The 15252-nt window shown below is 32.6% G+C and carries 9 protein-coding genes; 3 read left to right on the top strand and 6 right to left on the bottom strand.

Going from position 1 to position 15252, the window contains the following annotated elements:
• Positions 1-44: 44 nt before the first annotated feature.
• A complete protein-coding gene (locus D1818_RS22865; protein ID WP_118462212.1) occupies positions 45-2024 on the bottom strand; it encodes a thioredoxin family protein in 1980 nt (659 codons plus the stop codon).
• Positions 2024-3346 (bottom strand): tRNA lysidine(34) synthetase TilS, encoded by a 1323-nt coding sequence (gene tilS / locus D1818_RS22860; protein WP_370449432.1) that lies wholly within the window; start codon positions 3344-3346, stop codon positions 2024-2026. Before tilS ends, D1818_RS22865 begins: the two co-directional genes overlap by 1 nt.
• Before the next feature lie 150 nt (positions 3347-3496).
• Between tilS and D1818_RS22855 the strand changes: the two genes are divergently transcribed.
• Positions 3497-4201: a hypothetical protein gene (locus D1818_RS22855; RefSeq protein WP_118462209.1), complete on the top strand. Its 705-nt coding sequence runs from the start codon at positions 3497-3499 to the stop codon at positions 4199-4201.
• A gap of 102 nt (positions 4202-4303) precedes the next feature.
• Here D1818_RS22855 and pabB read toward each other — a convergent pair whose 3' ends face one another.
• The gene (gene pabB, locus D1818_RS22850; protein ID WP_118462207.1) at positions 4304-5611 is read right to left on the bottom strand and encodes an aminodeoxychorismate synthase component I; all 1308 of its coding nucleotides are present in this window, start codon (positions 5609-5611) and stop codon (positions 4304-4306) included.
• A gap of 3 nt (positions 5612-5614) precedes the next feature.
• Entirely contained in the window at positions 5615-6154 is a 540-nt protein-coding gene (locus tag D1818_RS22845; protein ID WP_118462204.1) for an NADPH-dependent FMN reductase, read from the bottom strand.
• Between the two features lie 227 nt (positions 6155-6381).
• Between D1818_RS22845 and D1818_RS22840 the strand changes: the two genes are divergently transcribed.
• Together D1818_RS22840 and D1818_RS22835 are read left to right on the top strand one after the other, a co-directional pair.
• Entirely contained in the window at positions 6382-6834 is a 453-nt protein-coding gene (locus D1818_RS22840; protein ID WP_118462202.1) for a hypothetical protein, read from the top strand.
• 795 nt (positions 6835-7629) lie between these two features.
• Positions 7630-11148 (top strand): Ig-like domain-containing protein, encoded by a 3519-nt coding sequence (locus D1818_RS22835; protein ID WP_118462200.1) that lies wholly within the window; start codon positions 7630-7632, stop codon positions 11146-11148.
• 159 nt (positions 11149-11307) lie between these two features.
• Here the strand turns inward: D1818_RS22835 and D1818_RS22830 are convergent, their stop codons facing one another.
• Together D1818_RS22830 and D1818_RS22825 are read right to left on the bottom strand one after the other, a co-directional pair.
• Entirely contained in the window at positions 11308-12555 is a 1248-nt protein-coding gene (locus D1818_RS22830; RefSeq protein WP_118462197.1) for a family 43 glycosylhydrolase, read from the bottom strand.
• Between the two features lie 6 nt (positions 12556-12561).
• Positions 12562-15093 (bottom strand): glycoside hydrolase family 2 TIM barrel-domain containing protein, encoded by a 2532-nt coding sequence (locus D1818_RS22825; RefSeq protein ID WP_118462195.1) that lies wholly within the window; start codon positions 15091-15093, stop codon positions 12562-12564.
• Positions 15094-15252 lie beyond the last annotated feature (159 nt).

Below are 15252 nucleotides of genomic sequence, written 5' to 3'. Positions count from 1 at the left end.
CTTACACCAATGCCATAATAAAAACTTATATAACTATAAGTTATTTACTTTTTATTAAAATTCTTTAATCCCATTTTTAACCATTTTAGATATTCATTTTCATTAGGAGTGTATGCAGTAGTTTTATTTAAAAGCTTCATTTTAGAATCAACTAATACGTAATATGGTTGAGAGTTATTTTCAAAATTTAGTGTTTGAAAAGTAGCCCATTTGTCACCAACAGTTTTAATTGATTTTATAGTACCGGAAGACTTTAGAAATTTAAACTGATCCTCTTCTTTAAGTTTTTCTCGATCATCCACATAAAGTGAGATCAATATATACTCATTTTTAAGAATTTTAGTAATTTCCGGATTACTCCAAACCTGCTCTTCCATCTTTCTACAATTGACACAAGCCCAACCTGTAAAATCGATCATTATTGGTTTACTCTGTTTCTTTGCTGCTTCTACGCCTTTTTCAAAATCAGTATACGCATTTAGGCCTAATGGACCATGTGTTTCCTTCTCATATATACTATAAAATAGCGGCGGTGGAAAACCACTCAACAACTTTAGATTAGCATATACCGTATTGGTAAGACCGGGAATTAAATAGATTACAAAAGCAAGTGTCAGAACTCCTGTTGTGATTCTTACTTTACCTAATTTTTTAATTGGACTATCATGTGGGAAACGAATTTTCCCAAAGAGATACAGCGTTAATCCTATTCCTATAACAATCCAAATTCCAATAAATATTTCACGTTTCAGAATTCCCCAATGCTCCACTAAATCTGCATTAGATAAGAATTTAAACGCCAACGCTAGTTCTATAAATCCTAAAACTACTTTTACCGCGTTAAGCCATCCGCCACTTTTAGGCAAGTTATTCAACCAATTAGGAAATAAAGCGAAAAGCCCGAAAGGTAGTGCAAGTGCTAAACCAAATCCTCCCATTCCAAAACTTAATTGCATTGCTCCTCCATCACTACTTAGCGAACCTCCTAATAAAGAACCTAAAATCGGACCAGTACAAGAAAATGAAACTAGGGCCAAAGTCAATGCCATAAAGAATACTCCTAAAATCCCTCCTACACTTGTCGCCTTACTATCCATTTTATTACTCCAGGATGCTGGCAGGGTAATTTCAAAATATCCAAAAAAGGATATTGCAAATACTATAAACACAACAAAAAAGATTATGTTGAGTGTTACATTAGTCGATATATTGTTAAGAATTTCTGGGTCGAGAGAGTCCAAAAGATGAAATGGAAGACTTAATAATACATAAATAGCGAATATAAATACCCCATAAAGTATAGCATTCATCATTCCTTTTTTACGATCCTTGGCACCTTTTGTAAAAAAAGATACTGTAAGCGGAATCATTGGGAATACACAAGGTGTTAACAACGCTATTAAACCACCTAAAAAGCCAAGTACAAATATTTTTAGATAGCTTTGACTCTGCACATCTTCTTTAGGAAATTCATCCCAACCTTTGATTCCCGCATCCAAAGCTTTAGATTTATTAATATCTTCTGAAGTAATCCCTGAATCAGCTGTTTCATTTACATCCTCTCCAGATAATTTCAAATTGAACTCAACGATATCTGGTGCCAGGCATTTTTCGTCATCACAAACTCCAAAGAACACTTCTGCTTTAATAGTTTCCAAAGAAGTATTCAATCGCTTTACTTTTTGAATAAATACAACATTGTTTTCAAAATATTTAATATCCATTTCGAAAACTTTGTCAAACTTCTGGATACCTTCTGGTTCTTCTGTTTCTCCTATTAGTTCATACGCTTTATCTTCATTATAAAAAGTGAATTCTGTGGCAGTAGGTGCTATTTCATCCGTTTCCACTACTTGCTGAGAATATATATGCCAACCTTTTTCTAAGGTTGCTTCAAAATATAGTGTATACAAATTTTCTGATTCTTCCTTAACACTACTTTTCCATTTTATCGGTTCAAATATTTGTGAAAACAAGGTAGTGGAAAATAACAGTGTTGTTGCTAGTACTAGAATATTCCTCATTAGGTTATCGTTACTTTTAGTAATTGTTTTGTTTTGGGGCTTATTTTAAATCTGTTATCTGCTCTGTAATTTATGATCCAAACAATATCGTCTTCAGAACATAATAACCAGACTCTTTCCTTAGCCAGCAAAGATAGTTTTTCATCTTTAAAATACTTACTCAACTTCTTTTTGCCTTTCATTCCTAAGGGATAAAAATAGTCGCCTTCTTTCCATTTTCTTACAATTAATGGATACTTTAACTTTTCTTTATCTACGTAAATCGTCCTCAGATCAGTGTTTGATAGTTCGGAAACCTCTTTAAGCTTTATCATTCCCGAAGGGATGATAATCATATTTTCTTCTTCAGGAATTTTGTAAACACGATCAGAAACCTCCTCGACTATTGGACAAAGTAATAAATACCATCTATTTTTCACTAACCTATGCGTGGGAGAAAAAACTTGTTTACCAGATTGCGCAGTTAGCATTCGTGCGATATCATCCCAAGCAGTGAATCCATATTCTTTTAATAGAAAATATAAATACGTTTTTGGTTCATTATGTTCCTGTAGCTTATGAATTGGTATTTTTATGGTATCAAGTTCCGAATATTCAAACACATCTTTTTTGACCCTTTTTACTTGATTTTTGACAAATGTTCTGGTCTGTTTTAGATGATCTAAAGTAGTTTCAAAGTTTTGTAAAAATTGAGGATTTATTGCTAAAAGCTCGGGAATCACATCATGTCGCAGTTTATTTCTAACATATTTTGTACTGCTATTACTGCTATCTTCTCTCCAGCTAATAGTATTCTTTTGTGCAAATTCTAAAATTTGATTTCGAGAAAATGGTAATAATGGTCGTACATAAACATCATTTATTTCCGGAATACCTGTAAGTCCATCAATTCCAGTGCCTCGAGAAAGGTTAATTAAAAAAGTTTCTAAATTGTCATCTTTATGATGAGCTGTCAGAACGTAATCATATTGATATTCTAAGATTAGCTCCCGAAACCAATTATACCTCAACTCTCTAGCCGCCATCTGGATAGAGAGCTTATGTTTTTTTGCATATTGTTCTGTTTCGAAGTTTGTAACGTAAAAAGGAACTTTCATCTTATTCGCTACTTCCGAAACAAATTCTTCATCGCCTTCACTTTCTGCTCCTCGTAACTTAAAATTACAATGTGCGATCCCAAAATCTAAACCAAGTAAATGACACATATAAGTTAACACCATACTATCCAATCCTCCACTGCAGGCAATAAGTAATTTCTTTTCTTTAAGAAAAGATAACTTGTCTTCGATATGAGCTTTAAACTTACCTATCAATGCTTTCAAATATTTGTGTTTGCTGGTTTCAAATATACGATTTTGTAGAAGTAGGGCAACCTTTCTATTAGCAGTCTTTATGATTTGATTTTCAGGTTTTTAACATAAAAATCAAATCATTTTTGTTATTTTTAAGCAACTCTTAAAAATTTTGATATTATGAATGTGATAGATGAAAAGCCAAAACACCAAGAAGATGATCATAAAAAAGAGTTTAGCAAAAAACTATTATCCGTAGTTCCTCATCTACACCCTTATGTCAAACATAGAATATATATTGCAGAAAGCACTGGTATTTTACCTAGAAATATGTATTGTTCTAATGGTATTATCGATGATGCTATTGTACAGTTATATAATGAAGATCATCTGGATATAGATATGGACAAGCTATCTCTAGAGTTAAAACTTTTTAGAATTGCTGATCATCTAATTGATGAATTATACATCAATGAAGGTTGGCATCAGCGATGTATAAGCACCAATTATTTCTTAAGTGAAGAGTTAAATAAATTGGAAGAAAACTATACTTCTGAGGCCGATAACGAATTGATTATGAATGAAGAACTAAATGACATATCCTATCATCAAAACTCGGAGAAAAAACAATTATTCATTTATGATGATGCCGATTCGGCTATTCTTAAGGTTATCGAATCCGAAGAATCTTCGGAAAATAAAAAACAAAAACTTTTAGGTAAGTTTTATAGCTGGTTGCCTCTAGAAACTTCTAAAATTATAGACCTCTTTGTTTTTGGAAAATTAAATTTTGAAGAAATAGCAAGAATCAAAGATATCACTCCACAAGAGGTAAAAGCAACTATTATTGACGTTAGAAAGAGTTTTAGAAAGAATCTTATATAAAGTAGTGAAAATTAGCTCTAAGAAAAAGCAAGTAATCATCTTCTATAATTGTTACTTTTAGTGAGGTTATATGTTTTATACCTATTACTTCGGATCTAACATCTACAATCCTTCTAATACCTCTCTCATTGCCTTTGCTTTAATTAAACATTCTTCATATTCCTTATCAGGATCAGATTTAGCAGTGATTGCTCCACCTACTGTATAAGAAATATATTGCTTTCTCTCATTATACAAAATACTTCTGATCACTACGTTAAAATCAAAATCTCCTTCTGGAGTAAAATATCCTACTGCTCCACTATATAGCCCTCTTTTAGATTCCTCTAAATCTTCTATAATTTGCATAGCAGAAATTTTGGGAGCACCAGTCATACTCCCCATGGGAAATGTGGTTCTGATTACATCCACCGGTGAAGTCACTGGATCAATCTCCGAAACTACCGTAGATATCATCTGATGTACCTGTCTAAATGTATATACCTTACATAATTCTTCGACAGTAACAGTACCTTTTAATGCAGTTCTGGAAAGATCATTTCTAACCAAATCAACAATCATTACATTTTCTGATTGTTCTTTTGGGTCTTGTTCCAGATCAGAAACGAGTTTTTTATCATCCTCAATTATAGTTGATCGTTTTGCAGTTCCCTTTATAGGTTGAGAAATAATTTTGCTTCCTTCTTTTCTTAAATATCTTTCGGGAGATGCCGATAACATATACTGATCATTCATTCTAAAAAATGCAGCAAACGGCGGTTTCGAAATTTGATTAAGATGGTGATACGTCTCTAAGGGAGCAATACAGCTATCCTCTGCAAAAAACTCTTGGCAAAAATTTGCTTCATAAATATCTCCTCGATGTATATGAGCAAGTATTTGTTGGATTTTTTCTTTGTATACATCTTTGGTTATTCGCAAACTTATCTTCACCTTACCGCAAGGGGAATCTTCATTAGAAACGGCTATTGAAGATGGAAAAGTTTCAATTAACCGCTGATCTTCGTCCATTTCATCATCTACCATTCTCAAATACTGAACTTCTAGTTTGTCATCCTTAAGAAGAAATATTTTTTTTGGTTGAAAAAAATACAAATCCGGAAAATCAAGGTTATCCTGGTTTTTAGAAACCAATTTTTCTACATCATTTTTAAGATCATAAGAGAGATATCCAAAAATCCAATCGGCAGTTTGTTCCTGATATTCCTTTAATTTATCGAAAGAAGAATAATAGTCTGTCTTTATGGAAGTAAACGCATCAACTGCTAAAATTACATCATAACTGGAATACTTCTGAGAATATGTATTGGAATCAAGCCACAGGATGTCATCAAATTGTTGTGCCCATTGCAATAATCTGATTTTAAATTCTGAAGAATTATCTAAAGTGTATATTTTGGTACTTCGCACGAGCTATTTAATCTGATGGGCAAAAGTACTTAGAACTTCCTTCAATCCCAACAAAAGTGTCTCATCGGTAACTGCTTTATCTTCCGAAGAAAAATTTGAATGAAACGAAGGAAAACTAAAACTTTCTATAATCTCTCCTCCAAATCTTGGTAATACATTTTTTGCAAATTCTAAAGAACTTACTCCTCCTCGCTGACCAGGAGAAGTGCTCATTAACAATATCTTTTTACCTTCCAAAAAATTACGATCCAATCGAGATAACCAATCAATTACATTTTTAAAAAAAGCACTCCAGCTACCATTATGTTCATTAACCGAAATAATCAAAGCATCTGCTTCTGATATTTCTTGTTTTAGACCTAACGTCATCCCTGGAAAACCATTCTCCTTTTCGACATCTTCACTATACATTGGCATTTGATAATTCGCCAATTTCAGAACTTTAATTTTATGATCCTTTATTTCTGAAGCAACATATTCTACAAGTTTATGATTAATTGAAGTACTACTATTAGAACCAGCAAAGGCTAGAATGTTTTTCATTATGAATAATTTTACCCTCAAAAGTAACTAAAATATTCTTCGTAAATAATTTCAAGTCTTACAAACCTTTACCTAACCTACTATTCCCTTAGTTATACTATATCAATAGCATCATAGTGGTTTATAATGGTATCCACCCCTTGTTTTCAACCAAAATATATTCTTAAATAAACATACCTAGATATTGGCATATGAATTGATTTCGATAAAACTTAAAATAATCAAAAATGAAATTGTTTAAAATATATGCGTTCTGCTGCTTTGTAAGCATAACATCTTGCTGTACAATTAATCCTTGCTATTGTGAAAATGATGATTTTTTCTATGATGACTGTGATGATGCTTTTTATGATGATTATGATGATGTTTCAGAAATTTATTTTAATCCTCCAAATTGGATTATCGGAACTTGGAAAAACAAAAACCCCAATCAAAAAATAAAAGCGTTTACCTTTACTCACGATAATATCTTATTAACGGATAATGAAAATAATACGCTATCCCTAAATATAAATGTACGTAGTATTATTGAAGATCATAATGATTATAATTTGTATAAAATTACCTTCTATAGTATTCAAGATATAGATCCTTTCACATATAAGTTCGTGAAGATTTCTAGTTCGATAATGGAATATTCTGATAGTAGTGGTACTTTGTTTAAGTTTTCAAAAGACTAAAATTTGATTTCTTCAAACAATAATTTTAAAACCTAATCGTCACGAGTTAATTTGTCTAAACCTGTAGCTTTTTTCAATTGTTCTATTTGTTTTTTAGTATACCAATCTTTTTCTGTTAAGCTTATCCAATTTGGTGTTTTATTCTTTTGAAACTTTTTTCAACTGAATTTATAGATGTTCCTTTTTAATTGATGCGATCTTTAGTATTGATTGATCAGTCTTTGTGATTTTCACCAAGAGAAATTCCTAAAGCACAGTGAGATTAACTTAGGTAAAAGTGATTCCAAAAACGAACCTTTTTTTAGATTTCTTATAAGTTCGAGAAGTGGTTTTACCTCTTTTTTTGATATCAATCCATATTTCATCAGCAAGTTAATTATCCGTTGACGATAAGCTATAATCCTTTAACTCTTTTCTTCGTTTATTCAAATTATATCGAAGTTACTACTTTTCAAACAAGGTATTTCTGACTTCATCAATTTTGATAGTTCAAGACAAAAGAAAATACTTTGGAGAATCTATTAAGAGTCTTCAAAAAATTATGTCTCAAAACGATTATCAGTGCTTAATAATAACTAAACGTATCACAGTCTACCTTTTTGAATATCAAAAGTGAGTAACTTGTTTAGTGCTATTTTATTTTCTAGAAATAAATTCAAAATAAGACTTAATATACTTTGTCTAGTTTTTGTACAGTTATTTTCTAAGACTATATACTATCAATTTATTACATTTAGAAATCTAAATCTATTAAGTCTTTAACTTAATAAAGAACATCAAAATAAAGAACTATTTATGCTGCAATACCATTTACCCAAAAAAAAATACTTAAGGTTTATATTCTTAATAATCCCTATTCTAGTTCAAGCACAATTGGACCAAACTTATTTTCAGAGATTAAAAACAGAAAGAGTGCCTTCTGAAAATGATATTGAATGGAAACAATTTGGACCAGGTAATGCTGGATTTTCTGATTTCTTAAGATATCATCCTACGCAACCTGATGTAATAGTGATGGGGCCAGACTTATTCGTAGTATGGCAATCTGAAAATAATGGTCAAAGTTGGTTTAATATAAAAGACAAAGATGGTAATGGAGAGTTTTCGAGATTGCGTGATTTATATTATTCAGGTACTAATGAAAGTTTTGGGCTTGCTATAGAAAGTTCACAACTATGGAAAACCATTGATATGGGCAGAAATTGGACTATTGTACAGAATGCCCCATGGTATAATGCTGATACAGATGGGTCTGATGGATTAGGTTTCATTTCAAAAGTATCTTCAATAGCAATAGATCCTAATGATGACAATACTTGGTACGTAGGTACAGGTGGGCATATTAGAGGAGAATCACGTTTTACAACACAGAGCAATGTGAATGCTGCTAATCCAAGAGGTAGAGAAAATATATCTTTTCAAGGGGTTGCTTTTCAAGGTAGTATATACAAAACTATGAACGGAGGAACTAGTTGGACGGAATTAACAAATGGAATTGATTCAAAAGCTCAGTTTTGTAGAATTATTGTAAACCCTTCAAACAATCAAGAAGTCTACGCTGCTTCAATCGATGGACTATATAAATCAGAAAATGGAGGTACTACTTGGACTAATATTGGAGAAGGTAAATTACCTAATAATACCATCGTAGATATGGATTTTTATTATGATGTTACTTCTGATAGATTTGTACTATATTTAATAGATCAAATACGTTATTTTCCATCTGGAAATACAACAACAAATACTGGTGGGATATTTAAAACAGAAGATAATGGAGTTACATTTACGGATATCACCGGAGATCTTTATATAGATGTAAACCAATTAACAGGAGGTGTACCTCAAAATTATGATCAATATATTGCAAATTGGTTTGGTATTAGCGTTGCTGCGGCTCAATCAACCTATCCAGTTAGACCAACTAATGTATTACAATATTTTAATTCTTTAAATGTAGATCCTAGTAGACCTGATGCACTCTATGTTGGGTTCGCAGATGCCCAAATACAAAACTCTATCGTACCAGGACGACTTTGGGGTACAAGTAATGGAGGTCAGAAATGGACAAATTTGGCTAGAGATTTTGGTCCTGCCTGGGAAAATGATAGAACCTATTGGGAATCCAGAGGAAATCCATTTAATGATAATATGGTTATGGGACATGAGCCATTTATTCAACAGTTTGGTCAAAATTATCCTTTGAGATCTTTACGATATTGCTCAGTAAACAGCCGAGGAGATGTTATGATTATAGCAGGACATAACACCTTATTAAGTACTGATAATGGAGTAACCTTTAATCAGGTAGACGAGGATAATACAGCTACCGGTTTAGTAGGAAGAGGTAATAGTAATTTACCAGGAGAAAGTATACATCAAGATAAACGATTAGGACCAGACAGACCATTAATGGGGTCTGGAGAACATAGATTATGGCTTCTTACCGATGATGGAACAAACGATAGACAAGGTGTAAGACAAATAAAAAACTCTAGAGAAACTATAAGTACTTTAGTAACACACCCATTAAATAAAGATATTATTTTCACAACTTCTTATAGACAAGCTGGTAAGGAAAGGATTGAGCGTTCTACAGATGGAGGAGAATCCTTTTCTGATTGGGGACTAGCCACGCCTGCCGAATCCCAAATGCGGACGCAATCTTTAGGGGTCGACCCAAAAAACCCGGATATCATGTTTTTTGGGATTACAGATAAAGAAATTAACGATGTTGATAAAGAAGGTGGCTTTTATTATTCTGATGATGGAGGCAGAACATTTACACCAAGAAATACGGGACTTCCTACAAATGTTCGAATAAGTGATATAAAAATAGATCCTAGAGATCAAACAAATGCCTCTTACTTTGCAGCAGCTCAAAGACTGTCTTTTAGTCAAGGGAGCGGTTCGTCTCCTTTAGCTCAAGGCGGATTATATTTCACAAATAATAGAGGATTGAATTGGACGAGAATTGATATTGCTCCAGGAGTGACTGGTGTTAATAGAATTGAGTTTGATACTACAAATAGAATGTACGTTACCAGCGGACATCGAGGTACTTTTAATGAAAATATAACGGGTGGGGTTTGGTATACAGATGACTTCGGAGTTACTTGGACTCGTATTTTTGATAATGACAGAACTTTTTCAATAGATGTTTCTCCATTTGATAATAACATTCTGGTGGCAACTATTGGTTTTTTACAATTAAATCCAGGTATCTATCTGAGTGAAGATCGTGGATTGACCTGGAAAAAAAATAATATCGATGGTTTGAATACAGAAATCAGAAATGTAGAATTTGATCTTCATGATGCTACGACGTTATGGGCTGTATCTTTGGGTAATGGTTTTAATCGCGGAGCATATTCTAATGGAACTCAAGCAAGAGTATTAAGTGTTTCTCCTTTTGAGGTTGATATGCAATCAGGAGAAACAGAAACAATACAAGCTACAATCCTACGTGGAGGGTTTAATCAATCAGATATCACTTGGAGTTCCAGTAATCCATCAATAGCAACTGTAGATCAAAATGGTAACGTCACAGCCGTCTCTATGGGGCAAGCAAAAATAACAGCTTTAATAGCTAGCAGATACAGTGATTTTGCTATAATTACTGTAGATGCTCCAGAACCTCCTGCTCCATTACTTGCAGATGGAGAATATTTCATAGAATCTCCTGTTAATCAGCAAAGGCTTGTGGCATTAAGTTCTGAAAACTTTAATGCTAGAATGGATAATGGTACCTCTAATGATTTAGACACTTGGACACTTATACATTTAGGAAACGATGTTTATACATTCCAGAATAAGGCAACTTCCCGTTATTTAGAAGTAACTAATGGTAGCTGTGGAAATCAAACAAATGTAACTACTGGGATTGACAATACAGAAACCTACCAAATGTTTAAGATTGAAGAAAATGGAGAAAACTATAGCATCAAACCTCAACATTGTCTTGTACAAGGTGTGGATAGAGATTTTGGAGCAGTGGATGCTAATATTCATACATTCTTCTTTAATCCTACGAATGTAAATCAGCAATGGAATATTACACCTACAGATCCATTAAACATAGCATCTTTTAAATTTGAAAGCGTCCGGTTTGCTCCAAATCCAGCAAATGAACAAATTACATTTACAGGGGTTACAGGTAATATACGAATTAAGATATCAGATCTTAGCGGAAAACTATTAATGACCAAAACATTAAATCCCGGAACAACCATTGTTGATATTTCTGAACTTAGCCGTGGTTTATATATAATTTCATCACAAGATAATAGCTGGAGTAAGAAGTTAATAAAATAACAGGTTAAAATAATTTAAAAGTTATGCTTATTATAAACAAATGAATAAGCATCTTAACATAGAACAACATAAAATCTTGCGGCCCCTTCATCATTTTGAAAGCGTTGTAAGGTTATATGTTTTGTTTATTAATAGTAAATCACTAACTATCTTCTCTGTTTATTTAGATTTTTTTACTCCTTTGGCCACGTGAAATTTTTTCATGTATGAACTAAAACGCATAATTGATTGTTCATCACTGTTATTATACATATGGGATAATCCCCAATCGAAAATTTTTGTTGGATTATTATCCGGCACTTCAATCGTTCTATTTAAACCAATAGCGTGAGGTGGTGTCGTATAAGTCTGTACAGCAGCTCTTATTTCAAAATTAATACCATCGGGAGCCCATTGAATTGTATTTCTTTCCGGTCCATCTGTGGTGATTAATGAAGCTATCCCACCTTGAGTAGGCCATACGCATATTTCATGACCTGAATTAGATATTGGATTGTATTTTGATTTTACGTAAGGACCTTTAGGATTATCCGCAATGGCTACACCATGTCTAATTTGTCTTCCTCCAAATAAAATTTCTTCACCCATTTGCTCTCCTTTATAATAGAGATAGAACTTTCCTTTAAAAGGAAGTATACACGGATCATGTACTTTGTGGGAATCAAAATCTCCTTTTTTGTTTACTAAAAATCTATTCTGCTCCTTACCTTTCCATATCCCATTATCTGCAGGTTTAAGAATAGGTTCCTTACTTTTTTCCCAAGGACCATCTGGAGAACTTGACCAGGCTAAACCTACTTGATTTTTTACTCTTACATTGTATGGTGATTTTACTGTTTGATAGCACAAGTAATACATCGTATCATGCTTCATAATTTCTACCGTAAATACGGAACGATCATCATAAGCTCCTTTTTCCCCTCTTGGTACAGCGATGCCTTCTTCTTTCCAGGTCCATCCATCATCAGAAGTTGCATACCATATATCACAACGATCCCATGGAAAAACCTTATCCTTTTCTATATCTCCCCCAAAACCTTGAGATTTCCCTACACTTTTACTGTACCACACGTAATATTTACCGTTTTCTTTAATGATCGCTGAAGGATCTCTTCTAACTACACCTTTTTCATAAGCTAAATCTCCTTTTAATGGTTGTAATTTATTAAAGAGTCGAAACCAATCATTCTCTACATATGGCCATTGTAGCGCTCTTTTAGAAGCTGCACTTAAGTATTCTTTATTTGTGATTCCAAATCGATCTAACTTTTCTTGCGAAAGATCCAGCAAAGGTTGACAAGGAAATTCTTTTTCCACAGAAAGTTCTTCTTTTCTTATCGTTTCTCCACAAGAAGCTATAATTCCAATTAAGAAGAAGAGTACTATTTTTTTAAATTCTAGTTTCATTGAGTATTATTTTATCTGAATTTCTAATGTGTTACTATGTATTTTTTCTGTTGTAGCAATTATCTTTACTTCTGTTTCTTTTCTTTTGGATTGAATCACAAGCAAGCACCTTCCATTGTTTGTTTTTACTGAGTTTGTTTTATAATCTTGTACACTATAAGCGGATCCATTATCCACACCTAATAGCTTTACATCGCCTTCTATAGAAAAGGTAACTTCTTTGTTTACATTCTTAATTGGATTTCCCTTAATATCTTTTAATTGTGCTATAATATGTGCTACACTATAGCTATCCGGGTTTATTAAAGTTTTATCGACAGAAAGAGATATTTGAGCTACCTGCCCTGTAGTAGGGAGAGTTTTTATTTCTTTTACTTCACCATTTTTCTTACCTATCAGTTTTAATTCTCCTTCTTTAAATGGAACTATCCATTTATAAATTCGATCTTCGAAACTTTCTAGCTTTTTTGTTTGGAAAGATGCTCCGTTTAAATATAGCTCTAACTCAGGATAGTTAGCATATACCTCCACTACTATTGTATCATTTTTGTTATAGTTCCAATGCTCGTTTACATCATGCCATACCCAAAGTGCTTTTTTCCATTTTCCTTTTTTCTTTTCTACAACTTTGCCTGTTTTTTCGTCTTCTTTAAATATTGATTTATCAATGGTTTGTGTGGCAATGTATATATGAGGTTCTTCATTCCAAAGGGTTTTCATCATATGATATGATGGTTTTTCAAAACCAGCAATATCTAACATTCCACTTTCTGTAGCTTTTCTTGGCCATTGTCCATTTGATTCGCCCATATAATCAATCCCTGTCCACAAAAAAGTACCTGAAATAAAAGGTCTCTCTTCAACTGCTTTCCATTCGTGCCATTGTACAAGGTTTTCAGAACCCATTATCGGTTTGTTTGGATAGTTTTTATGTCCATAGTCATACAACACCCTTCGGTAACTATACCCAACAACATCCAATACTTCTGTATATCCAGAAAGATGGCTAGCAGAGGGTAATATACAATTAGCAGTAATATACCTTGTGGTGTCTAGTTCTCTAGTCCAATTCGTTAGCTTTTTAGCAGTTTGCCCTATCGTGTATTTTCCTTTAGGTAGTGTCTTTAATTTTTCTTTTATCTGCTCAATTGTATGTGGTGGCTCTTCCCAGAAATAATTACCACTCCAATTCATATTATTAAAAAAACCCGTCGCATCTGCATTTCTTGGATATGTCCATTCGATTTCGTTCCCAATACTCCATTGAAAAATCGCTGGATGATTCCTATGCGCTAGAACTGTATTTTTAAGATCTTTCTCTGCCCAATCCTGAAAATAACGCGTATACCCTCTGGTTATAGAATCTACTCTTTTTTCATTCATATTAAATCTTTTATCTTTTGGATGATCCCACTCATCAAAAAATTCATCCTGTACCAAAAAACCCATTTCATCGCATAGATCTAAAAAATCTTCTGATCCAGGGTTATGGGATATTCTGATAGCATTACAACCTGCATTTTTAAGTTTTTGTAATCTCCTTCTCCAAACATCTTTTGGTACTGCTGCTCCCACCAAACCTGCATCATGATGAAGACAAACACCCTTTATTGGTGTATTCTTATCGTTAAGAAAAAAACCTTTGTTAGGATCAAATTCAATTTTTCTCGCCCCAAATTTCACTATATTTTTGTCTATTACACAATCACCTTTTAACAATGTAATAATAGCTCTATACAATCTTGGTGAATTAACATCCCATATATAAGGTTTTAGAATTGTAAGCCTATTTTCTAAAATGATTTCTTGATTACTTTTTACTAAGTATTCTTTTTTAGCATCTGATACTAGCTTGTTTCTATCATCATAAATTTCAATACATAATTCAAAACTCTCTTTATGAATATTATTATTTTTGATAGTAGTTTTTATATTAGTTACAACCCATTCCTTTGTAATATTGGGAGTGGTAATAAAGATCCCCCATACAGGTACATGAAGATTATTTTTACGAATCAGTTTTACATTTCTATATATTCCAGAACCCGTATACCATCTACTATCTGCATATCTGCTATGATCTACTTCTACTTTTAAGCTATTAAAAGTGTTATCATCCTTTAAGTAATTACTTATATCAAAATAAAAAGGTGAATATCCATATGGATGAAAACCTACTAACTGATTATTTAAATACACTGTACTATTATTGTAGACACCATCGAATAAAATATATGTAGTATGGCTGTTTCTATTTAATAAAAAATTCTTTTTATAAAATCCAATACCTCCAGGCAGGTATCCTGTAGCTCCTTCTCCCTGTATAGAATCATAAGAAAAATGAACACTCCAATCATGTGGTAATTGTATTGCAGTCCAATTTTTGTATTCTGATTTATCTAAATTCCAAGTATTTCCTTGAAGTTTAAACTCCCAGTCGAAGTTAAAATCGTGCGTACCTATTTCTGAATAATCTTGAGCATTGACAGTTATAAAATTAAAAACTAAAAAAAATTTAAGAAACGTTTTTAATAACATATTAGAAATTTAATTGATAGACTTACACAAATATCAAAACTTCTACACGATCTTATATTGGATACAACTAGACATAAACTGAACATATTTCATGATCTATTAATGGTTGGTATACAAAAAGATTATTTTCACTAATTCCTGTGAAATAAATAGTTTTTC

It is taken from the genome of Aquimarina sp. BL5 (assembly GCF_003443675.1).
Lineage (GTDB): Bacteria > Bacteroidota > Bacteroidia > Flavobacteriales > Flavobacteriaceae > Aquimarina.
This window is presented reverse-complemented; position numbering and strand designations above follow the sequence as displayed.